The following is a 23,804-nucleotide window of genomic DNA, read 5'->3' on the forward strand; positions in this document are numbered from 1 at the left end:
TACATGGAAATACTTTTTGGGTCAACCATCCGAAAAGCTCTACCTTTGATATATTTGAAGAGAATCATTGTTGTTCGTGATCAATATAAGGTCACCCGATAATCGATGGACCAAATTGATATGTCTACTGTCCTTTGGGATGTTGATTCCTGATTTTGTTGGTGCTATAGGGGTAAAGTTGGAAGAACCATCCCCCAATAATAGACAGCCCAATCCAGAATCATACCTAATGGTTTCGACTTCTACACCATAGTGATTTCCCACGACTAAAATGTCCATATGCCCATCGTTGTTGAAATCGCCGGTCAGGGATGATTTGATGGGAAATATTTGGGCCTCTGTCGGTAGCGGCTTTTGAATGAATTTATCTCCAGTATTAATTAAAATAATACTCTCCAAACTTTGAATCTCATGAAGTACGGCGCTCCCAATTCTTTCTTCTGGTAATATATCGGTAAGTTTAGATGAGGCATAACTGTGGTAATCCTTGAACTTGTTAGCTATATAGGGCATTTGGTTGCTCATACATTCACGTCCCCGTAAGGGAACATAGGCGTCTTTGTATTCTTTGGCCAACACAATGTCATTGGTGCCATTTTTGTCAAAATCGTCGGCATAGATTCGTAAAGGTTGGGCTTTGGTAGGTTTAAATTTATTATTCAGCCCAAGATTACCGACTACAAAATCTTCATCCCCGTCGTTATCGATATCCGCCGCAGTAATGGACCACCATATCCCTTTTGTTTTTTGTAGACCCCATTTCTCGGAATTGTCCACGAAGTGACCGTTGCTATTTTCAAGAAGTATAATGTTCATCCATTCACCTACTAGAAGAATGTCCATGTCCCCATCGCCATCAATATCAGAAAAGGTAGCATCTGAGACCAACCCTATATTGGCTAGGGCAGGTGCAATTTCAGTGGTCTTGTCTATATATTTTCCATCCTCGTTTATAAAAAGGTGACTACTTGCCGGATGTGGATATCGGCCGGGAACGAGGCGGGTTCCCACCAGCAGATCCAGATCGCCGTCTTTGTCAATATCAGAAGCCCTTGCACATTGGCTGCTTACATATTTTTCTGGAAGTATATCCCTGTCATGATGAAATGTGCCCACTCCATTATTGATATACACTCTGTCTTCCAATAATTTGGAACCCTGACTGAACTCGTTTCCACCGCTCGCAATGAAAAGGTCCATGTCGTTATCGCCATCCACATCTAGGAAAATGCACCCGAGATCTTCAGATTCTTTCTCCATTTCCCATGGCTGTGAGGGGTTCAGGGCAAAAGAGCCATCCTCTTTTTGGATGAACAACCTTCCTGATTGTCCACTGGCACCACCGATGAAGACATCTTCAAGCCCATCACCATTTATGTCGGCAATGGCAGAAAAGGGGCCGTTCTCGGATAACCGGTGCGGTAAAAGTGTCTCTTCCTGAAAGTCGTTGTACTCATTTTCCTTATGGACGAACCTTAATCCGATGGAAGTTGGATTTATGCCAGAAAACATTTTGGACTTGACTCTTTCCTTTACTTTGTTGGTTTCAGCATTTTTATGCCGTACCACAATTGAGGTGTTGGGCATTGGGTCTTCAATTATGTTACGTTTGCCATCTGGCCATAGGACCTCTAATCTTTCAATTTTCTTTTCATTTCCCAAACCAAATAGGATGCTAGGTTCCATAGAGGATAGGTAACCCCTTGAAACATAATTCTCTGCACTTTGGAATTGGCCACTATGGTAGAGGAGTGCTTTGGCACCATAACCAAACAAATTGTCTCTCGGTCCCTCAAAATACAACTTCAAGAAATTTCCACCCGTTGTGTTTCTGTATACAAATGCGGGGGCATCAATGTTGTTTGTAATTATATCCATATCACCATCGTTGTCCAAATCACCATAAGCGATTCCAGTGGTAAACCCGGATTGATCAAAGCCCCATTCTTTTGACTCTTTTTTGAAGCGGAATCTCCCTTCGTTTTTAAAAATGTAATTGGGAAGGGGAACGGAAGGGGCATCTTTGCTGGCTTCCAAAAGATTTAAGGGGCCTTTTTCAATCTTTTTGCTGACCTTGTTTAAAAAGTCATTGTTACGGATGTCCTTTTTAATCCCATTGGAGACTACAATGTCCCTAAGGCCATCATTATCAAGGTCCACGAGCAATCCTGACCAACTCCAATCTGTCTTTGCCATCCCGGCTAAATTTCCAACATCGTAGAAATTTCCCTCACCGGAATTTATCTGCAAGGTATTGAACATGTATTGCCGATGCTTGCCCCATTCCACAAGCTGGAAGAATTCTTTTGGGTTCATGGAGCCCATATTGGTCTTTGATCTATAATGGTCTTCAGCGGCCATATCCAAGGTTATCAGATCGGTATGACCGTCGTTGTTAACGTCTCCGGCATCAACACCCATACTGAACCTTGAAATGTGCCTTAATTTTTGGTCAATCACATTGCTGAAAGTGCCATCCCCATTATTGTAGTACATAAAGTCTGGTTCATCGTAGTCGTTGCTCACATACAGGTCCGTCCATCCATCATTGTTAAAGTCACTTGCTACAACACCAAGCCCATGGGTCAGTGACTGCGATAGGGTAGCTTTTTGAGAAATTTCTTTATATTTTCCGCCATCGTTTCTATATAATTTATCCCGATGATAGACCGCTCTTGACCTTGGAATTTTATAGCGTAAAAACAATCTAGGGTCAGGAGGCTGGTTTACCTGATACATATCAAGATCACCATCATTATCCATATCAAAGAAAATCGCTTGGGTTGAGAACCCCTTATCGGCCAATCCGTAAACTTGTGCAGATTCGGTGAAGCTGAGATCTTTATTATTGATATATAACAGATTTGCCCGATCATCTGGATTCATGGAATCCCCATTTCTGCTAATATAAATATCAAGATAACCGTCGGAATTTACATCGGCCATGGTTACTCCCATGGACCAACCAGGATTTGACCCGATTCCTGCTGTTTGCGTGATATTCTTAAACTTGAAACTGCCTTCGTTCAAGTACAGTTGATCGTTGACCATATTGCCGGAGAAAAAGACATCGGATAAACCGTCATTGTTAATATCTCCGATGGCTACACCTGCTCCATTATAGATTTGGCTATAGAATAGATGATTTTTTTGCTGTGTTTCTTTGATTTGATTGTTAAATGTAATCCCCGTTTCTTGGAGGGTTAATAATTGAAACCCAGGGGTTCCTTTCTTGGTCAAGAATTCCTCGGATTCAGTGCACCCCAAGATAAGAACATACAAAATTATAGAACATTTGTATATGTTATTCCTATGAGGTTTGGCTTTTGGTAATTCCCAAAAAGATAACATATCTGTGTTCATGGTTAGTATTGATAAATAATATGGAGGGCAATTGCGTAAATTATTTTACCCTTTACCTGTTTGTTTAATAGGACTAGACCTCAATAATATGAGGTCTAGTCTATATTTCGGCAACCTTCTCTTGATTCCTGAAATTTGATTTGTGAGCATATTGAAATTTTAGTTGTAACCCGGGTTCTGCTCTAACAATGGGTTTAAGTTGAGTTCATTTCTAGGAATGGGAAAAAGTTCGTGTTGTCCATCTATAAAATCCTTTCCTTGTGCCCTTAATAGTTCGCCAGCACGGCCTTGTCTCCTTATATCGAACAGACGATGCTGTTCCATGGCCAGTTCCACCCTTCTCTCATGCCAAATGGCCTCCAATAATTGTTGGCCAGATGAAGTTATGTCCGGCAGTAATTCTTCGGTGGTGATGGAAAGATTTAGCGTCTGTACGTTTGTGCTCTTTGAGCCGCCACTATACGTTTCCGTGATTCTGTCCACAACCACGGGAACCGATGAGCCTGGGGACAAAGATTCCATCTGGGTCCTGTATTCGGACATCGTAGAAACTGATACACCATCAATTGACTTGATCACATCCAGGTTGTTTACCAGAAGTATAGAGTTGGATTCAACGAGTTCCCATTCAATGGGTTGTATCCCTGCGTCAAAAGAGGGTCCAGAGGGTCCGACATATCTCACGAATGGACTTCCTGTAATTCCAGGCATTCCAACCGCATTGGCCACTACTCCGTCCAATGCTTCCGGAATGATCCCCAAAGTTGCCGATTGTCCGTTTCTAGCTCTAGCCCTCACCATATTAACGTACATCTGTGCATCTGCAACTTTTCCGTTTTGAAAGGCCGCCTCCGCCGCTGTGAGCAAAATATCAGAGTACCGAAGCCTACGGATATTGGTTCCGCTGTTGAGATTGCCTCCCGTATTTTCCAGTGGTGTAAAGGCTTTTTGGTTATATCGTTCATCAATCATAAACGGATTGTCCGTCACAGCGGCTGCTGGTCCATAAGGTGTAGTCTCATGGACAAAGAGAACGGTTGACTGCATCCGGTTATCACCAGGCTCATAACTGTCCAAAAGATCTCTTTCTGAACTGTTAAAGCCCCATCCCAAATTAAGACCACCACGAACACCTTGAGGGTTACTGAAAGTTGTTCCTCCAGAGAAATCGCTTGCGGCCAATGCTTGTATTTCAAAGATGGATTCAACATTGTTTTCCCCTTCGGGAACAAAGATTTGGCTGTAATCAGGTGTCAGGGAATATTCACCTGAATTGATTACCTCCAGTGCAAGATTTTCAGCTTCCTGGTACTCATTTTGGAACATGTGGACCTTGGCAAGTAACCCTTGCGCAGCTCCTTTTGTGGCCCTGCCCAAATCATTGAGCTCATATTCCGATTTTAGGGGAAGTGCCGCAATGGCATCATTGAGGTCACTTTCAATTTGATCATATACTGCCGAGACCTCTGCTCTAGGTTGTTCAAACTCTCCAATGGCAGAAGGGGCAGTGATTAAAGGCACACCGCCGTAAGACCGAACCAGAAAAAAGTACGAATAAGCTCGGATAAATTTGTTCTCCCCGATTAATCGGGTCTTCATCCCTTCATCCATTTCAATATTGGGAATATTTTCTATGGCTGAGTTGGCACGATAAATAATTTGATAATACCATTCCCATAAACCATTGAAAACACCTTCTGCTGGGTCATAGTTCAGGTCGTCTATTCTACCAACATCGGTTCCGTCCGTTGGTTCGGTCCCCTTATTTGAATCGTCAGAGGCGATATCCGTCATGCCTAGATACCAGATGTAATGTACACTGCTCCAAAAGCCATCAGCCCGGTCAAAATTTACCATTTGCTCATAAGTTGCATTTGTCGCTTGTACGGCATCATCTTCTGTAAGGAAAAAATTGGACAGCGTACGTTCCCCTCGTGGAGGTTTTTCAAGTAAATCCTTGGTACAACCTACGGCTAGTATAGTAACCATTGTGGCGAACACAATGTAGAACTGTTTCATGAATATATTTTTTCGTTGCATTTTTTAAGATTTTTTAGAAACTAATTTCAACTCCAAGTGTACTTACAGATCCCACGGGATATGTTCCATTGTCAATACCATTTGCGATTACTGACTCACCGCCAATTTGCGGAGTGTATCCGGGATAATCTGTAATGGTTAAAAGGTTCGTAGTGCTTACGTAGAATCTTATTCTATTAAAAACGGATGATTCCAGCGGAAGGGTATACCCTATTTGGATATTTCGCAACCTTATAAAGTCTCCGTCTTCAAGAAATCTATCCAAAACGGCATAGTTGTGTCCAGCCTCAGTTATTCTAGGTTCGGTATTGGATGTTCCAGGACCTGTCCATCGATCCAAAAAGAATTTTTCATAGTTAAATATTGCAAATCCTCTTTCGGCCGTTCTTGAGTACAATACTTTGTTCCCCGCTTGACCGTCAATGTTCAGCGAAAAGTCAAAATTCTTAAAGTTAGCTGAGAAGTTCAAACCATAATAGATGTCCGGTATGGGTGATCCTAGAGTTGTCTTGTCATCTTCATTGATTATCCCATCCTCGTTTATATCGACAATTTTGATGTCGCCAGGCTGCTCACCGCCCCTAATGGCTGATGAGTTGATTTCTTCTTGGTCTTGAAAGATTCCCTCTTGCTTCCAACCATAAAAGGCGCCAATTTCTTGACCCACAATGGTTCGCGTGGACGAACCTATATTACGAACACCACCGGCAAAAATCTCTTCCAATCCACCTCCCAGGGAGAGAACTTCGTTATCAACCGTGGTTAGGTTCAGTCCAATATTATACTTAAATTCTGGAGCATCATTGTTCCAATTGAGATTGAATTCAAACCCTTTGTTGACAACTGCAGCAGCATTTACAACAGGAGCAATGGGTACACCCACGGAGTTTGGTATTGGCACCCTGACCAAGATATCGCTGGTTTCCCTTCGGTACCAGTCTACCTCTGCGCTCAGATGGTTGTTGAAGAACCCAAATTCCAAACCTACATCAATTTGTTCGGTTTCTTCCCATTTTAATTCTTCATTGGCAAGCTCCACCAAAGCGGCACCGGGATAAATAGACTGGTTTTGTCCAAAGACTGCATTTAAGTTTGAAGCAACTGTAGGGAAGGCGGCTCCAGTGTCTATTTTATCATTTCCAATGATACCCCAACTCCCCCTTAGTTTTAAATAGCTGATGGCATCGGTTTTCATAAAGGGTTCGTTGGAAATCACCCATCCAGCAGCAATGGATGGAAAATCGCCCCATCTGTTCTTGCTGGAAAATCTCGAAGAACCGTCACGTCTAAAAGTCGCTGTAAATAAGTAGCGATCCTTATATCTATAATTGGCACGTGCCAAATATGACAATATGCCCCATGAAAATGAATTGTTCGAGTTGGTCTGCCCTTCGGTCTCTCCGGCATCGAGATAAAGTAGGTCTGATGAGGGGTTTAATTGGGAGGCTGGAAGGTTCAACCGTGTGCCGGATAAGTTTTCGGAAGTAAACTCCTGAAATGTTACCCCTGCCAATAGATCAACGTTGTGTTCACCAAATGAATTCTTGTATTGGAGCAGGTTTTCATTCAACCAATTGTTATGTTGGCCCCTAGATACTGTAAGACGACTATCCTGTAGCATCTGTATCGGTGTTATAAAATGGGCAGGTATAAAGAACTTACGCTCTCCTCGAAAATAGTCGATGCCAAAGCTGGTCTTAAAATTGAAGTTCTTTAAAAAATCAAACTTAAGATAGGCATTTCCCGTCGCTCGGAAACTTTTATTTTCATTGTTATTGAATGCCACTGAGGCTGCTGGATTTACCGTGCCTCCATTAGTGGAGGTATTGGTAAAGGTTCCATCCGGATTATAGGGCTCCAATGTAGGGTCTGCCTGCAGGGTTAAATTAATCAAACTATTGACTCCTCTACCTTCACCTTCTTCTTGTGAGTCAGTAAAAGTTAGGTTTAGATTTTGACCTGCCGTAATTTTATCTGAAATAAAATACTCGTTGGCAACCCTAAAACTTATGCGTTCAAAGTCTGACCTTCTGATAAGCCCATCTTGTTTAAAATAGTTTGTGCTAATGAAATAATTGGATTTATCACCACCCCCACTTGCGGATACGTAATGACTTTGAATAGGAGCCCCGTCCTGAATTAGCCAATCCTCCCAATTAAAGCCCTCACCATATTGGCTTGGATCTGCAAAAATGGGTGCTCTTCCCTCATTGGTTGCAGATTCGTTGGCCAAGGTGGCAAATTCGGTTGCATTGGCCATACCTATCTTGTCCACAACTGTTTGTACGCCATAATATGATCGAGCATATATTTCTGAAGTACTGGAAGACCCATTCTTGGTGGAGACAACGATAACACCATTGGCCCCTCTCGACCCATATATGGCAGTTGCAGAAGCATCTTTGAGTACTTGGAGCGATTCAACATTCTCTGGAGGCAAAAAGGAAATGTCATCCAAAAGAAGCCCGTCAACTACATATAGTGGAGAGGCATTATTCAGTGTTCCTACACCTCGAATCCTTACTATAGGCTGGGAACCAGGACGTCCATTTTGAGGAGTTACTTGAACCCCTGCTATTTTTCCTTGAAATGCATCTTGGAGGGATTGGGTAGGAATACTGACAATGCCCTCAGCTTTTAGAGTAGATACCGCTCCAGTAAGGTCACGCTTGGTTTGGGTTCCATAGCCAATGACAACTACTTCGTCAAGCGCAGCTGTATCCTCTTCCAGGGTAATGATCAGATTGGTTTGACTATTGACGGTTATTTCCTTGGATCTAAAGCCAATGTAGGATACAATGAGTGTGGTGTTAGGTTCAGAAACAGTAATGGTGAAATTTCCATCAAAATCTGACTGGACGCCATTGGTTGTACCTTTTTCAATAATGTTGGCACCCGGCAAAACAGAGCCGTTGTTGTCATAAACCGTTCCACTGATTTGCGACTGGGAGTTCTCAAAAAAATGTCCTTTTTTGGACTTGAAGTTATTTGCTTGGATGGTGAACACCGAAACAAGAAAAAGTAAAAGGGACAATCTCAATCTATAATCTGAATTGAATGAGATCAACCTATAATAGCATTGTTTAAAATTGAGGTTTTTCATTTTTACATAGTTATTATTAGTTTGATTAATCATGAAGGTTATTTAATGTGCTGGTCGTTCATTGGTTTAAAAAATCTCCTGCCCTAAAGGTTAAACAGCTAAAGTGCTTGCTTAATCAATATGTTTATTTAATCGTTTAAGTAAATTTATATTAAACGTTTAAGTAATTAAATCAAATGTATAGGTATATATTTATTTTAACAAAAAAATTTTGTTAAAATTATCAATTCATCAGAAAAGACATACAATTACTGTAAAGTTGATAGAAAATGATGTTAATGGGATAGAAGTAAGCCATCATTTAATTTTTCGCTGGTACAGTCCATCCTTTCCTTCGTTTATAGACCCCTTCAGTTGGTGAAACATATAATTTTTCCTGTCATGTCAGATTTCACCACTATTATTGTATTTAGGGGATACTTATCAGACCTCCATGCCAAATTGTAATTCGGTTTGAAGGGGATTTGGTACCGGACAGGAAAAACATTGGCTTCATGTTACCTTACATTGGTTAAGGGCAGGTTTAATGGACTTTGGTTAATCGTATTACCATTCCACCGCTGGCAGCCAACTGGATTTCCAAAACATCGTTGGCATTAACTTGTTTCTTTTCCTTATCTAGTTGGTTTGGGTCCAGATGAGCCTCCTTTCCATCTGTGTAGATTTCCGCCCAATAGTTCCCTTTTTCCAGAAACCCTAAATTAACATTGATGATTCTGGCTTTACTGTTGTTAAGGCTTCCCACGAACCATTGATTACCTTTTTTTCTAGCCGTGGTAACATATTCATCCACTTTGGCATCCAATATTTTGGTTTCGTCCCAATTGGTGGGTATTTTTTTAAGGAAATCAAACCCGGGTTCCCCTAGATAGGCATCCGGATAATCACATATTGAGGCTAAATAGCTTTCCAAGACCACATACATGGCCAGCATATGACATCTGGTAACTACAACCAACGGGCGTGTAAATTGCGTCTTGAAATCAGATTTAGGCACCGCTCGGAACCCGCCAAGGTGATAATCTGTGCTGCCGGCCAATAATCTGGTGAAAACAATATCCAAATCATGGTCAGCAGTTATGGGTTCAGGCTCCCATTTGTTGTATTCATAGTTGCGAGCACCCTCACGGGTAAATTCGTTGGGGTAGGTGCGATGAAGTCCAGTAGGTTTAAAGCTACCATGAAATTGAATGTAGAGTTTGTGCTCGGCAGCCTTTTGAAGAATCTCTTCCTGAATCAATACCATTTCTTGATCATCGCGATCCATGAAATCAACCATCATACCATTTATTCCCCATTCCTCAAATTTGGAAAAAGCTTTCTCTAGATTTGGATAAATCGCTTGCCAGTGTACCCAAACATGGATGCCAACCCCTTTTTCTTTAGCGTAATTGCACACCCTTTCCATATCTAGACTAGGAACTGGTATAGTAACGTCGGTTTGTGAGCCGACCGCTCCATAACCTGGAGCATTGCTGGAATACCATGCAAAACCACCATAGCCAATGACCGCATGATAGTCAATGTTGTTGGCGGCACAGAAGTCAATATAATATTTATTGGTCTCAAAATTGACCCCAGGGGCAAATGTAGTATCCGGGACAATGTCCCCGTTCCACCAATGGAATGATGTCTTTCCGGGTTTGATCCAAGATACATCCTTAATTTTTGAAGGCTCGTTTAAGTTTGTAAGGATATTTGATTCCAATAATGTGCCGATTCGGTCACTTATCATCATAACTCTCCAGGGCGTTTGGTGGGGAAGAGCGGCCCTTACTTTAACTTCTGATTGTCCTGGGAGTGGGGAGAGCTGACACGTTAAATTTTCATTCTGTTTCATGAGATACATTCCCGCATAATTCCTAAGGTTGGCTTCTGTTATCGCCATAAACGTTTTTTTGGGAAATTCAAGCAAAAAGGGCATGTCCATTAAAGTATCTTTCGGTATGGAATCATAAGGTAATTTATTGTAAAACCCCTCATGGGTATTGGTATATGAGTCCCAAAATAGCGTTCGTACGGTTGGTTTGCCTACAATTTTGAAGGAGGTCAATTCGTCCAAAAGCCCATAAGACTTCCATGCTTCTTGCTTAGGAAACTCATAACGAAATGCGATACCATCATTAAAAGCCCTTACGGCCAGAATAATGGTTCGGTTTGGTGCATTGTTTTCAACGAGTGGAATCCGTACTTCCCGGTATTCATTCCTTACCTTTTTATTTTTTCCCACCACGAGTTCGTAAGTTTCATCAATTGAATTGTATTGGGGCTTTCCCATTTTCAGATGGGACGTAAAATATCCACCTTCTTCAAACTGGAACCCGAGATTGGAATCATCAATGAGCGTAGTGCCTTTATAAGAGATGCTATATTTGGGAGCTTTTTCGGTAATTTTTAAGCTAAAATGGACAATGCTATTTGGGGAGGATAGCTGTACCTTTTTCTGCGCATTTAGGGCTGGGGTTAAACAAAAAAAGAGTAGGGCACAGCGGTTACGGAAACATAATTCCAAAAAGTTTTTTTTGATGTTAAAAAAATATGCCATTGGTATTAATTTTTGGTTGAGTCATTTACATTTCGCATCCAAGATGAATTGGTCTTAGATTTATTTAAACGTTTAAATTATCAAACATAATAAGAAATCCATTAGGTTGAAAAATATATCTGTTAAAATGATTTTCAATATAATGGAAACTTGGTTATTGGTATGAAAGAGGTTTATATCATCGGTTTAACTGAACAAAAAGGTTCGCATCTATTTTTAATTGGATATTGTGCTAACTTTACTATTCGTTTGGAGTACAATAGAATGGTGTATCAGTTTCAGAACTTTTCCTATTTTGTAGGATAGATCTGGTGAATGCAAATGCATGTTGAAAGCAAAAAAAATTTGGTATCATGTGTTCTTATTGATACTTTGCAATTCAAATTATATTTAAACGTTTAAGACACATCCGCCCATGAAAAAAAAGACGTCCCTTAAAGATATTGCAAAAGAAGCGGGTGTTTCCATTGCCACGGTTTCATATGTCCTTTCAAAACAAGAAAACAGTGGTGTAAGCCAAGAGGTATCTGATAGAATTAAAGAAATAGCCAAAAGGCTGAATTATAGACCCAATCAAATAGCTAAGAGCCTTCAAAGTGGTAAAAGTCAGACCATTGGGTTGATTGTGGCTGATATTTCAAACCCATTTTTCGCACAAATTGCAAGAATTGTGGAAGATGAAGCTAAGAAATATGGATATACGGTCATTTTTGGAAGTTCTGATGAGAAGGCGACCAAATCTCATGATTTGATCAAGTTTTTATTGAACAGACAAGTTGATGGATTTATCATTACTCCAACTGAAGGCTCGGAAAGCCAGATTGAGCTCTTGAAAGAGCAAAACATTCCATTTGTACTTATTGACCGCTATTTTCCCAACATTGAAACCAACTATGTGGCCATTGATAATTATCAGGCGGCTTTTGACGCCACCAAAAAGTTGATGGATAATGGAAAAAAGCGAATAGGTATGATTGCCTATTCCACAGAATTGTATCACATGAAAGAACGGATAAAGGGACATAAGGACGCCCTAGGTGATGGGGTTTATGATACATCCTTGTTACAGGAGGTTGCCTTTGATAAGATTGTGGAGAACATGCCTAAAGCCATTGAAAATTTGGTCAAAGGAAACGAACCGGTGGATGCCATTTTTTTTGCGACCAACACCTTGGGAGTAATTGGTCTCAAGTATCTTGATGAATTGAAACTTCAAGTTCCAGATGATGTCGCAGTTATTGTTTTTGACGAAAGTGAGGTATTTCACTTCTTTTATTGCCCATTGACCTACGTAAAACAACCATTATCTGATTTAGCCAAAATGGCGGTAACCGTTCTTTTAAACCACATAAAGGACTCAAATGCCAAGACAGACAAGGTAAAATTGAATGCTAAGCTTGTAATTGGGAATTCCAGTAATTAATGACAATTTTTTGAATAAAAAAACAATTTAATGGAGTAAAAAATAAAAATAATACATTTTATATTTTTGTTTAAACGTTTAAATAGTATATTTGAACGGTAAGATGGTCGAAGGGCCACAGTGATTTATTTAACTGAAAAATTATATATAGTATGAAAAAAAGAAGAGGTTTTGTCCTGATATCACTAGTTGCTATGTTTTGTTTCCATTTAGGTTCTACGTATGCTCAGACCACGAATGGGCTGGGATCCAATCTGGGAAACATTTTTACCTTATCAGATGCAAAAACACGATCCATTAGCCCGGAAAATTTCACTGGGGAGAAAGGCAAAGGAGGCATGGCCGAGTTGGGAAATGGAACAGGAAGCCACGCGGCCCGAGAATTGGGACAAGGCTGGAAAGTTAGTCCGTCCGTAAAGATTGCTCCGGGAGAAACTTTCACTCTTGCTGATATAGATGATGAGGGTGCCATTCAGCATATTTGGATGACTCCAACAGGAAATTGGCGATTCTCTATTCTTCGATTCTATTGGGATGGCGAAAAAGAGCCTTCTGTTGAGGTTCCCGTAGGGGATTTCTTTGGAATGGGCTGGGGTGAGTATACTCCTTTAAATTCATTGCCTATTACCGTCAACCCAGGTAGTGCGTTCAACTCTTATTGGCCCATGCCTTTCCGAAAAAATTGTAGGATTACAATGGAAAACATTGGTACAGAGGAAATGTACCTCTATTATCAGATAGACTATACCTTAACCGATGTTCCGGACGATGCTGCCTATTTTCATGCCCAGTTTAGAAGAAGCAATCCTACCGAAGGTGCTCTCTATACCTTAGTGGATGGAATAAAGGGAAAAGGTCATTATGTGGGTACCTATATGGCTTGGCAGGTCAACAACCGAGGTTGGTGGGGTGAAGGTGAAATCAAGTTTTTCATGGATGGGGATAAAAAGTTTCCGACCATAGCGGGGACAGGAACCGAAGACTACTTTTTGGGTTCATACAATTTTGAAAACAAAAGAAAAAGGGAGTATGAGAATTACTCCACCCCCTATGCGGGTCTACACCAAATTATTAGGCCAGATGGACTATATGATTCCCAACAGCGTTTTGGACTTTACCGTTGGCACATTCAAGACCCTATAAGGTTTGATAAGGACCTAAAGGTTACCATTCAAGACTTGGGATGGCGCAGCGATCATAGGTATTTACAGCAAAAATCCGATATAAGTTCAGTTGTGTTTTGGTATCAAGCCGAACCCCATGCCAAATTCCCAGCGCTTCCAGCCAAAAACGAACTTGAAGTGAATTAGTCATGTTAAAAAGGCAACTGTTTTTTGCAATAGCAATCACTTTTTTGATTACGGTATCCTGTAAAGATCACGGTAAAAAAGATTCAAAGACTGAGACCATGGACAAAGATGATACTTTTATGGAAGGCTCTTTTGGTTATGATATAGATTTTCTTAAAAAATGGGATTCCAATCTCATTATATTGAAATCAGAGAACGCCTCAGTGGCGGTGTCGGGTAAATATCAGGCCAAGGTATTTACTTCCAGTGTATCTGGTAATGAAGGAAGGAGTATGGGATGGATCAACTATGATGCATTTGGAAAGAACGACCCACACATGAATGCATTTGGAGGGGAGAGTAGATTGTGGTTGGGGCCTGAAGGAAATGCTTTTTCCCTTTTCTTCAAACCAGGGACGGACATGATATTTGAAAATTGGAAAACCCCACCCCCAATTGATAGTGAAGATTGGGATGTAACCGAAGAGAGTGAAACTTCCGTAGCCTTCGAAAGAACCATGGAGATTGAAAACTATGCGGGTCATAAACTCAATATCCGTGCCCAACGAATAGTCAAAATTTTGAGTGCCGAACATATGGAAGAATTGCTCGGAGTACAGACAAAGGGAGTCAAATCAGTGGGGTATAAAACAAAGAACACTATCACCAATATTGGTGATTTTGAATGGACGAAGAGTACTGGGGCTCCCTGTATCTGGATATTGGATATGTTCCCGCCATCAGAAGAAACAACTATTTTCATTCCGTATAAAAAGGAAGGTGCGGGGCCTATTGCCACTACCGACTATTTTGGAGAAATTGCTGAGGATAGAATTGGCTATGATGACGGTATTTTGTTCTTCAAAGCTGATGGCAAATCCAGAGGTAAACTGGGCATACCACCCCAGAGAGCCACTTCCATGGCCGGAAGCTATGATGCACACAATAATGTTTTGACCATAACCCTTTTCGATGTGGATTCCGATGCCACTTATCTTAATCAAGAGTGGAATCTGGAAGGAGAACCTTTTTTGGGTGACGCTGTCAATGCATACAATGACGGTCCATTGGAGGATGGTTCCCAAATGGGTCCATTTTATGAGTTGGAAAGTGTGTCCCCGGCTGCATTTATTAAACCCAATGAATCGCTTTCCCATAACCATACGGTTTTTCACTTAACTGGAAAGAAAGAAAATCTAGAACAGATTGTAGAAGAAGTATTTGGAACTACTCTAGAGCTAATAACAAATTTTTTATAGTAACATATTAGAATGACCAAGAAAAACAATTATCCAAAAATAGGTATCCGTCCAATTATAGATGGAAGGCTAGGTGGAGTAAGGGAGTCCTTAGAGGCAACTACCATGAACATGGCCAAGAACGTCGCCAAGCTTTTCAGTGAGCAGCTGAAGTATCCGGACGGTAGCCCAGTGGAATGTATCATTCCAGACTTTTGTATTGGCGGTGTAAAGGAAGCTGTGGAATGTGGAGCGTTTTTTAGTGCCCAAAATGTTGGGGTGTCGCTGTCTGTTACACCCTGCTGGTGCTATGGGACCGAGACCATGGATATGGATCCACAACTTCCAAAAGCTATTTGGGGTTTCAATGGTACCGAACGACCAGGTGCGGTATATCTGGCGGCAACCTTGGCCGCACACAACCAAAAAGGTCTTCCTGCCTTTGGGATATATGGCGAAGATGTCCAAGATCTTGATGACAGCCAGATCACTGAAGATGTGAAAAAGAAACTCTTGTCATTTGCCAGAGCAGGAATGGCGGTAGCCTTAATGAAAAACCGTAGCTACTTGGCCATTGGAAGCGTTTCCATGGGGATAGCCGGTTCCATGATAGACCCTGACTTTTTTCAGGACTATTTGGGCATGCGTAACGAATATGTGGACTCCTCAGAGGTACTCCGACGTATTGAACATGAAATCTACGACAAGGAAGAGTTTGCAAAAGCACTGGAGTGGACCAAGAATAACTGTCGTGAAGGTCAAGATTTCAACGAGAAAGAAAAACAGAGGAGCACCGAACAAAAGGAAGAGGATTGGGAGTTTGTGGTGAAGATGACCCTTATTATCCGGGATTTGATGGAAGGCAATCCAAAATTGAAGAAGATTGGGTATGGGGAGGAATCTCATGGCCACGATGCCTTGGTCTCGGGTTTCCAAGGGCAACGACAATGGACTGATTTTCTACCAAACGGGGACTTTTCAGAAGCTATACTGAACTCCTCCTTTGATTGGAACGGAATCAGGGCGCCCTATATGGTGGCCACTGAAAACGATGCTCTTAACGGTGTTTCCATGTTATTCAATTATTTATTGACCAATACGGCACAGATATTTGCCGATGTTCGTACCTATTGGAGTCCCAGCGCAGTCAAAAGGGTTACTGGATGGCAGCCCGATGGAATAGCATCGGAAGGCTTCATCCACCTGATAAACTCAGGGTCCGCCACCTTGGACGGTACAGGTCAACAAAGTAAAGATGGAAAGCCTGTAATGAAATCATTTTGGGAGATAGACCAAAATGAAGTGGATGCTTGCCTAAAGGCAACCACATGGTACCCGGCCAATCTTGGATATTTTCGGGGAGGTGGTTTCTCATCAAACTTTCTTACAAAAGGGGGGATGCCCGTTACCATGTGCAGATTGAACCTTATTAAAGGTTTGGGCCCCGTACTTCAGATAGCAGAGGGCCACTCCATTGACTTACCAGAACATGTCCATAAAACCTTGGACGAAAGAACGGACCGTACTTGGCCAACAACCTGGTTTGTTCCCAAGACAACGGGAAAAGGGGCATTTGCCAATGTGTATTCAGTGATGAACAACTGGGGATCCAACCACGGGGCCATCAGTTATGGACACATTGGGCACGACCTTATTACCATGGCCTCAATACTTCGTATTCCTGTTTGTATGCACAATGTTGAGGAAGAGCGAATCTTTAGACCATCAGCATGGAATGCACAGGGAATGGACAAAGAAGGTTCCGACTATAGGGCCTGCAAGAATTATGGACCGATATACGGAATGAAATAGGCGGGCAAATGAAAAGTAAAAAAAGTTTGGAGAAAAATATCCCCGTTACCATGCCAGGTAATAAATGGCCCTTTATTCTCATTACCAGCTTATTCTTTTTGTGGGGACTGGCCAATAATATGACAGATACGCTTTTAGCAGCGTTCAAGCGTATTATGAGCATGACCGATTTTCAGACCTCATGGATTCAGATGGCCTTCTATGGATCATACTTTTTGCTGGCTTTGCCAGCGGCCATTCTTGTCAAGAAGTATTCATACAAAACAGGAGTTCTAGTGGGTCTGGGACTATTTATAATAGGTGCCCTTCTTTTTTATCCAGCCAGCATCAGTATGGTGTATGGTCATTTTTTGGCTGCACTTTTCATTTTAGCTGGTGGACTCTCCATTTTGGAAACTGCGGCCAATCCCTATATCATATCGATGGGGCCTGAGGAAACGGCAACAAGAAGACTCAATTTAGCCCAATCTTTCAATCCCATTGGAAGTATTACCGGAATATTGCTCAGCAAGATTTTCATCCTTTCCAATTTAAACCTATTGGACGCCGATGAAAGGGCATCCATGGCACCGCAGGAACTAAAAGCAATTCAATCTGAGGAGTTGACATCGGTTATGGGCACTTATGTTGGGGTGGCCTTTTTCTTGCTGGTCATCTGGATATTGGTAAAGGTAACAAAGATGCCTATGGCAAAGGATAAAGTGAAAAAAATGGACATTTTGGGTTCTATAAAGAGACTTTTGGGCAATCGGAATTATTGCTGGGCGGTAACGGCACAATTTTTTTATATGGGTGCCCAAATAGGGCTTTGGTCCTATACCATTCGTTATGCAATGCAAGAGTTGAGCAAAAGTGAAGATGATGCCTCTGTTTACTATTTGGCATCCATAATACTGTTTTCTAGTTCAAGGTTTGTCTTTACAGCCTTAATGAAATATGTTGCTCCAAGAAGGTTATTGTTTATTGCCTCGGTGTTGGGAGTAATTTGTACGTTGACAGTTATCTATGGCTCTGGAATGGTCGGTGTAACTGCACTAATTCTGGCATCGGGATGCATGTCTTTAATGTTCCCGACGATTTATGGATTGGGAATGCAGAAATTGGGCAATGATTCAAAAATAGGAGGATCAGGACTGATTATGGCCATTTTGGGTGGTGCTGTTCTCACAAGTGTGCAAGGTATCGTTTCTGATGGCTTCGGAAGCATCAACGTTTCGTTTTATGTACCCTTGGTTTGTTTTCTTGTGGTAGCTCTTTATTCCAGAGTACAAAAGAACCTTCAACTTAACGAAACTACAAACTAAATAGAGGAACACCTATGGCAAGCGATGATTATGTGATCGGTGTTGATTTTGGCACAGGATCGGTGAGGGCACTTTTGGTAAACGCACATAATGGAGATGAAATGGCTTTCTCCGAATTTGAGTATCCAAGATGGAAAAAAGGGATGTATTGTGATGCAGTACTGAATCAATTTAGGCAACATCCATTGGATTATATCGAGGGCCTGGAACATACCGTCTCCAGTGTCGCAGAACAAGTGGGAGCTGACATTGTAGAAAAAGTCAGGGCCATTTCGGTGGATACTACTGGCTCTACACCTGTGGCAGTTGATAAAACGGGGCAACCTTTGGCGTTGCAACAAAAATTTGAGCATAATCCCAATGCCATGTTCATTTTATGGAAGGACCACAGTGCCATGAAGGAAGCTGACGAAATCAATACTCATGCTACTAATTTTGATCAGGATTATCTCAAATATTCAGGGGGCATTTACTCGTCAGAATGGTTCTGGGCTAAATTACTGTATGTATTAAGAGTAGATAAGGATGTCGCCAAATCCTGCTTCACCTGGGTTGAACATTGTGATTGGATACCATTTTTGTTGACCGGTGGCAATGATGCCAAAAAAATAAAGAGAGGGGTTTGCGCTGCAGGACACAAGGCCCTTTGGGCAGATGAACATGGAGGTTTGCCCCCAAAAGAATTCTTTACCACTTTGGCCCCTGTGTTGGAGAACTTGGAACATCCTCTTTTTACTACAACCTTTAATTCAGATAAATCTGTTGGGAACCTATCACAAGAATGGGCCAAAAGACTTGGGCTCTCCACTAATGTTTTGATAGGCGTAGGTGCTTTGGATGCCCATGTTGGAGCAGTTGGGGGACAGATTGAACCCTTTTATCTCAGTAAAGTCATGGGCACATCTACCTGTGATATGATGGTAGTGCCTACAAGTGATGATATAGCCATGGTTAGAGGAATATGTGGTCAAGTACGGGACTCCATTGTTCCCGGAATGGTTGGTCTTGAAGCTGGACAGTCCGCTTTTGGCGATGTATATGCGTGGTTTCAGGAACTCTTGGTCTCAACAGGGTTAAAGGCAATTCGCAATAAATCCATGGACCTGGGCATAAAGGCCGAACTAGAACAAGAAATAACCCATCAACTATTGGAGCAACTAGGGAAGGAAGCCTCTAATCTTCCTCTGGAAGAAAATTCAGAAATGGCCATTGATTGGTTCAACGGTAGAAGAACACCAGATGCCAACCCCTATGTAAAAGGAACGTTACTCAATCTTAATTTAGGAAGTGATGCCGCCAGAATATATAGGGCACTTGTGGAAAGTACGTGTTTTGGGGCCAAAATTATTGTGGACCATTTTGAGAAAAATAATATCTCATTAAAAGGAGTTATTGCTTTGGGAGGAGTGGCAAGAAAATCAGACTATGTAATGCAAATGATGTCCAATGTATTGAACCTACCGGTTAAGGTTCACAACTCGGAACAAACCTGTGCTATGGGTGCTTGTATGTTCGCGTCCGTGGTGGGAAACATTCACAATGATGTGGAAGAAGCTATGACAAAAATGGGGAAAGGTTATGATAAGAGCTTTATGCCCGAATCTGATAGGGTGGAGACTCACAAAAGAAGATACAATGTATATAAAAAACAGGGAGTCTTTCAAGAGAGGATATTAAATAAAGAGTAGAAAGTCATTGGTCACAAGCAAGGGATGTTGGAGGGTCTTTAAGATTTGAATTATTGAATTGATGGATTCTGAAAATCAATACCTTGAGAGGTGATACAGGAAGGATGTGAAGATAGCTTCTTGAGATGGGACTGGACTCGAACCAGCGACCTTCGGGTTATGGCTCTGCCATCAGAAGTTGATTACCTTAATCAAAGCGTCATCAGCCTCTTTGTGGATGAAATTTGATTGATAGTTTATTGTGGTTTTCAGGTCGCTATGCCTATAAAGTTTTTGGAGCATTAAGGGATGTATGCTGTCACCTGCAATATTGCCAAAACTGTGTCTGGCTATGTGCATTGTAAGCTTTTTGTCAATTTGTGCTTTCTCCGCAATGGCTTTTAATCTGATATTCAGTTTTGCATTCCCGTTCCTTATTCTTTTGTATAACTTTTTTGAGTCCTTTAGGTCAACACCTTTCAATTCCGGAAAAATGAAGTCGTTGGAACCGTTTTTGTATCTTTTATAGTGATCCAAAATGGGATAAACCTTTAGTGGAATTTTCAAGCTGAGAAGTTTTGAATTTTTACCCATACGATATTGGAGCCTGCCATCTTTTATATCACTCCATCTTGTCCTCAGGGCATCAGAGACCCTGATTCCCGCCAAATAAAAACAATAAAGCCATACGTTTCTAGCATGTATTTCGAGTTCTGACAAACCCTCTAGACCTTCAATTTTTAAAATCTCTTCAACGGTAAGTCCAATTTTTTCACTTTCGGGAAATTTGATTTTTACCTTACCTGCTCCAAAGGGATATAATTTTCTTTTTACAACTCCTTCCTTTATGGCCTTGTTATAAAGTAACCGGATATAAACTAATACGTTCATGACACTGACCTCTTTCAAGGAATGTTTCTTTTTAAGAAAGATTTTCAGTCTTTTCAAAAAACGTTCATCAATATCTTTAAAGGTTAGGTCTTTGGTTTTGTAGAAGCTTAAAATGTATTTTGTATAGGCCGTTTCAGAGATATATCTACCATGTTTTCCCATTAATTCAGCTTCATCTAAATGTTCTTGGGCAAATTCAAAAAAGCTAAGATGTTTAGTGGGCTGGAAGATTTCCTTTTTTATTGAATGGACCGTGTTGTCCCTTCCTTTGGCCTGTATGGTGACCATCTCCTTTTTGGCTTCTTTCAGCTTGACTTTTATAAGTCTGTTCAATTCCTTCGAGTTTGGATGGGTCTTTCTAATCCTTTTCTCGGTTTCATCCCAATACTCTTTTTTGATGCGCGGCCCGATATGTTTGTAGGAGGATTTACGATTTTTTGTAATCCTCATGGCCAATGGATATTCTCCCAGCTTATTGGGCTTCTTTCTTAAGATAATTTGTATACTTGTCGCCATTATCCTCCTGTTGGGAAAGTCAAATCAGGAGTGGCACACTTGTCTAGTAGTGCTCTAGTAAATGTACTTAAAATTCAAAACATTTTTGGTACAACATAGGTACAACATTGATTGATTTCGTATGGTTTTGCATATGTCCAATTGAAATCAAAAATTATGTAACTAATTATAAATCAACTGATTTGACTTAGTTTGTTGCAAGATAATAATGACTTAGGATCTAGTGCCGCAAGGCGTGGGGGTTCGACTCCCTTCACCCGCACAGAAAGTACAAAGCCTCTCAACTTGAGAGGCTTTTTTATTGGGATATAACCTTAGTTTGGTTTTCTAGGATGAATCTTTTATAACGGGTTTTGTTCCATATTAGGATGAAATGTGCGCCAGCTATGCCAAAATTCCTGATAGGCATTTATCTTTTTTAAGGGAGGTATGGAATCTTCAATAGGTTCGCCCCATATAGTGTATTTGTGCTTGCCCATAAGAGTATCGTTGTGTATGTTGAAAACAGTGTTGTCCGGCCGTTCATGGGCAAAGAAGCTCAGGGTATCTTGTGCCAGTGCCAACAGAATTGGTCTTCCACCAAGCTCAAGATTTATGACCCGCTCTTCTTTAAGCTGGTTCCAGTCAACTACTTTACTGTCCTCTCCAATTTCAATTCCCACTACCCAAGATTTTTCCTTCCAGGAGAGTGTGTCCGTTCGGGTGAGGTCGCCTCGTTCAATACCAAAATCATAGTCATCCAAATCGTCATACTCTTCGTTAAAGGTAGAATCCCGTTGCATTACCAAACTGTTGGGATAACGTTCCAGCCACTGTTTTAAGCTAGACTGTTCGCTCTTGAGTTCGGGCAGGGTACTACCCTTCAATGGACCAGCAATTGCTTCCCCACTGACCTGTCGCCACCAACTGCCGGTAGTTTGGTCCTCGAACATGGCGTTGAAATGATCCATACCTACCAATCGGAACGTTTCAGGGGTACCATTGACCACAGGTTCAAAAATGCGTCCAGTTCGACAAACGGAACAATAGGTCACCATGATGGGCTTTCCCCCAAGGGTATCGAGCACTTGGTGGTGGTAGGCAATGAGCTGTATCGGATAGGCCTTGGCCTCATTATTGATTTGTATGCCCAAAACCAGTTTGTTCAAGGGTATGGTATTGGATACGGAATCGGCAAGAGTTAATTGTCCAGGTTGGTAGAACATTTTGTCTGCAGCCATTTTAAAATTGAACATGAATCCTACGGCCAAACAGGCTAATAAGTAGGGTCAACATCAACCAGCGTCTGGAAGAATAGGCATGGTAAGCTCCGATAATCATCAAGAGTACAAAGCCTACACGGAAAGCCCAACGCCAAGTATGGAGAAAGTAAGCCAAATCAATACTTTCCATTTCCTGGCTCCCGGGCATGGGCATTATGAAGTACACGTTCAGTACTTCAAAAAGTATCATTCCAATGGCACCAATGTAGAACCACTTTTTCATCTTGGTCAGTTTTTTGGGTGGTAATGGGCATAATCTTCTTTGGCATGCTGTTTTTACTATTGATGTAGAAATTACAATCAGTAGGTAAGTCGGCCCACGTACCGATTAAACATACAAAATATTGCGGAGATTAGTTGCGTATCATAGGTTTCCATATTGGTGGCTCCCAGATTTTTGGCATGTTCAATTTAAATTACTGTAATCGTTTACTCAGAGAAGGAGCTGGGAAGGTTGGATTCTCTCATGAAAAAATCAGAAGCATGAAACCCAAAAAAGTAAACAAATCTTCTTTAAGATGCGACCTTAAGAAAGCGTAGGATCTTTTAATCTGTGTTTTTACTGTGTTTATGGATATACCACTGGCATGGGCTATTTCGCTATAGGTATGACCTTCCAGAACGGAGGAGATGAAAATTTCCCTACGTTTTGCAGGCAATTGGTTTAAAATTTCGAATATTTTCTTCTGGGTTTTTTCCTTGTCCAAAAGTTTCTGGACCTCAAATTCAGGAATGGGGATATCCTTGATCATGGACTTTTCCTTGACTTCCTTTTTGACAGCAAGCAGACTAAGATTTTTAACGGCCTTGATCGCATACGCTTTAAAGGAAACTTTTAAGGAAAGTGAATTGTGTTTTTGCCAATAAGAGATAAAAAAATCTTGAACAACATCCTTGGCCTTATCCTTATCTTTTAAGATGGCAAAGGACACTAGACACAACAGCTCATAATGTTCCTTAAAAAGGAAATCAAAACTGTCTTTTCTGGCGGGGGACACTTTCTTCATATCACTTTGAACACTTAAATTTATTATAATATCAAGAAAATGTTAAGTGTTTGGCGGATTAAGATAAAAAATTATTGTTTCAAAAAAAAAACTACGCTTTGTCACCCTTATTAAGAATTTTCACAACATATAATTGAAAACTTAATTCTATGTGAATGTGAAAGATTTTAGAACCACTCTTTCCAATAGCGGAAACTTCTTACAATTACTTCCGGATTATACTTTTAATGCTGCTTTGAAAGAAAAAAGCCCGCACCAAAGTTACAGCTCCAAATGTTTGGAAACACCAAAACAGAAAGGTGTTGGAAGTCTGTTGAATTCGAAGGGAACCAGAAGTGTCCTCC

Annotated in this window: 14 protein-coding genes; 6 read left to right on the forward strand and 8 right to left on the reverse strand. The window is 41.1% G+C overall.

What is annotated here, in order from left to right; all coding sequences use genetic code 11:
* Positions 1-39: 39 nt before the first annotated feature.
* The 4 genes from FG28_RS09395 to FG28_RS09410 form a co-directional block, all read right to left on the reverse strand.
* Positions 40-3,282 carry a VCBS repeat-containing protein gene (locus tag FG28_RS09395; RefSeq protein ID WP_197062576.1) on the reverse strand — a complete coding sequence of 1,081 codons (3,243 nt, stop codon included), beginning with the start codon at positions 3,280-3,282 and terminating at the stop codon, positions 40-42.
* Between the two features lie 240 nt (positions 3,283-3,522).
* A complete protein-coding gene (locus FG28_RS09400) occupies positions 3,523-5,382 on the reverse strand; it encodes a RagB/SusD family nutrient uptake outer membrane protein (RefSeq protein WP_197062577.1) in 1,860 nt (619 codons plus the stop codon).
* Between the two features lie 34 nt (positions 5,383-5,416).
* On the reverse strand, positions 5,417-8,506 hold the full coding sequence (locus FG28_RS09405) for a TonB-dependent receptor (protein WP_197062578.1): 3,090 nt from the start codon (positions 8,504-8,506) through the stop codon (positions 5,417-5,419).
* Between the two features lie 523 nt (positions 8,507-9,029).
* A complete protein-coding gene (locus FG28_RS09410; RefSeq protein WP_081894306.1) occupies positions 9,030-11,051 on the reverse strand; it encodes a glycoside hydrolase family 97 protein in 2,022 nt (673 codons plus the stop codon).
* Positions 11,052-11,466: 415 nt separating this feature from the next.
* On the opposite strand from FG28_RS09410, the gene FG28_RS09415 reads away from it, so the two are divergent.
* The 6 genes from FG28_RS09415 to FG28_RS09440 all read left to right on the forward strand — a co-directional run bounded on the left by FG28_RS09415 (position 11,467) and on the right by FG28_RS09440 (position 19,805).
* Positions 11,467-12,474, forward strand: coding sequence for a LacI family DNA-binding transcriptional regulator (locus FG28_RS09415; RefSeq protein ID WP_036382257.1), 1,008 nt, complete (start codon positions 11,467-11,469; stop codon positions 12,472-12,474).
* A 152-nt stretch (positions 12,475-12,626) separates the two neighbouring features.
* Entirely contained in the window at positions 12,627-13,784 is a 1,158-nt protein-coding gene (locus FG28_RS09420; RefSeq protein WP_081894308.1) for a glycoside hydrolase family 172 protein, read from the forward strand.
* Positions 13,785-13,882: 98 nt separating this feature from the next.
* Complete coding sequence (locus tag FG28_RS09425) at positions 13,883-15,022, forward strand: DUF6786 family protein (protein WP_197062579.1); 1,140 nt, start codon at positions 13,883-13,885, stop codon at positions 15,020-15,022.
* A 12-nt stretch (positions 15,023-15,034) separates the two neighbouring features.
* Positions 15,035-16,813 carry an L-fucose isomerase gene (locus tag FG28_RS09430; RefSeq protein ID WP_036382263.1) on the forward strand — a complete coding sequence of 593 codons (1,779 nt, stop codon included), beginning with the start codon at positions 15,035-15,037 and terminating at the stop codon, positions 16,811-16,813.
* Between the two features lie 8 nt (positions 16,814-16,821).
* On the forward strand, positions 16,822-18,117 hold the full coding sequence (fucP, locus tag FG28_RS09435) for an L-fucose:H+ symporter permease (RefSeq protein WP_051947256.1): 1,296 nt from the start codon (positions 16,822-16,824) through the stop codon (positions 18,115-18,117).
* Positions 18,118-18,131: 14 nt separating this feature from the next.
* Complete coding sequence (locus tag FG28_RS09440; RefSeq protein WP_036382265.1) at positions 18,132-19,805, forward strand: ribulokinase; 1,674 nt, start codon at positions 18,132-18,134, stop codon at positions 19,803-19,805.
* Between the two features lie 171 nt (positions 19,806-19,976).
* Here the strand turns inward: FG28_RS09440 and FG28_RS09445 are convergent, their stop codons facing one another.
* From FG28_RS09445 to FG28_RS09455, 4 genes are all read right to left on the reverse strand, one after another.
* Entirely contained in the window at positions 19,977-21,191 is a 1,215-nt protein-coding gene (locus tag FG28_RS09445) for a site-specific integrase (RefSeq protein ID WP_036382267.1), read from the reverse strand.
* Between the two features lie 341 nt (positions 21,192-21,532).
* Positions 21,533-22,411: a DUF3179 domain-containing (seleno)protein gene (locus FG28_RS09450; protein WP_197062580.1), complete on the reverse strand. Its 879-nt coding sequence runs from the start codon at positions 22,409-22,411 to the stop codon at positions 21,533-21,535.
* A 1-nt stretch (position 22,412) separates the two neighbouring features.
* Positions 22,413-22,676: a hypothetical protein gene (locus tag FG28_RS20785; RefSeq protein ID WP_197062581.1), complete on the reverse strand. Its 264-nt coding sequence runs from the start codon at positions 22,674-22,676 to the stop codon at positions 22,413-22,415.
* A gap of 241 nt (positions 22,677-22,917) precedes the next feature.
* Positions 22,918-23,460, reverse strand: coding sequence for an RNA polymerase sigma factor (locus tag FG28_RS09455; RefSeq protein WP_036382269.1), 543 nt, complete (start codon positions 23,458-23,460; stop codon positions 22,918-22,920).
* Positions 23,461-23,804 lie beyond the last annotated feature (344 nt).

The sequence above is a fragment of the Muricauda sp. MAR_2010_75 genome, from assembly GCF_000745185.1.
GTDB lineage: Bacteria > Bacteroidota > Bacteroidia > Flavobacteriales > Flavobacteriaceae > Flagellimonas.

What these genes read in the sequence shown, in the direction of transcription:
- FG28_RS09400 (WP_197062577.1), bottom strand. Translation starts at nt 5,382, where the DNA reads ATGAAACAGTTCTACATTGTGTTCGCCACAATGGTTACTATACTAGCC.
- FG28_RS09405 (WP_197062578.1), bottom strand. Translation starts at nt 8,506, where the DNA reads ATGAAAAACCTCAATTTTAAACAATGCTATTATAGGTTGATCTCATTC.
- FG28_RS09410 (WP_081894306.1), bottom strand. Translation starts at nt 11,051, where the DNA reads ATGGCATATTTTTTTAACATCAAAAAAAACTTTTTGGAATTATGTTTC.
- FG28_RS09415 (WP_036382257.1), top strand. Translation starts at nt 11,467, where the DNA reads ATGAAAAAAAAGACGTCCCTTAAAGATATTGCAAAAGAAGCGGGTGTT.
- FG28_RS09420 (WP_081894308.1), top strand. Translation starts at nt 12,627, where the DNA reads ATGAAAAAAAGAAGAGGTTTTGTCCTGATATCACTAGTTGCTATGTTT.
- FG28_RS09425 (WP_197062579.1), top strand. Translation starts at nt 13,883, where the DNA reads ATGGACAAAGATGATACTTTTATGGAAGGCTCTTTTGGTTATGATATA.
- FG28_RS09430 (WP_036382263.1), top strand. Translation starts at nt 15,035, where the DNA reads ATGACCAAGAAAAACAATTATCCAAAAATAGGTATCCGTCCAATTATA.
- fucP (WP_051947256.1), top strand. Translation starts at nt 16,822, where the DNA reads ATGAAAAGTAAAAAAAGTTTGGAGAAAAATATCCCCGTTACCATGCCA.
- FG28_RS09440 (WP_036382265.1), top strand. Translation starts at nt 18,132, where the DNA reads ATGGCAAGCGATGATTATGTGATCGGTGTTGATTTTGGCACAGGATCG.
- FG28_RS09445 (WP_036382267.1), bottom strand. Translation starts at nt 21,191, where the DNA reads ATGGCGACAAGTATACAAATTATCTTAAGAAAGAAGCCCAATAAGCTG.
- FG28_RS09450 (WP_197062580.1), bottom strand. Translation starts at nt 22,411, where the DNA reads ATGGCTGCAGACAAAATGTTCTACCAACCTGGACAATTAACTCTTGCC.
- FG28_RS20785 (WP_197062581.1), bottom strand. Translation starts at nt 22,676, where the DNA reads ATGAAAAAGTGGTTCTACATTGGTGCCATTGGAATGATACTTTTTGAA.
- FG28_RS09455 (WP_036382269.1), bottom strand. Translation starts at nt 23,460, where the DNA reads ATGAAGAAAGTGTCCCCCGCCAGAAAAGACAGTTTTGATTTCCTTTTT.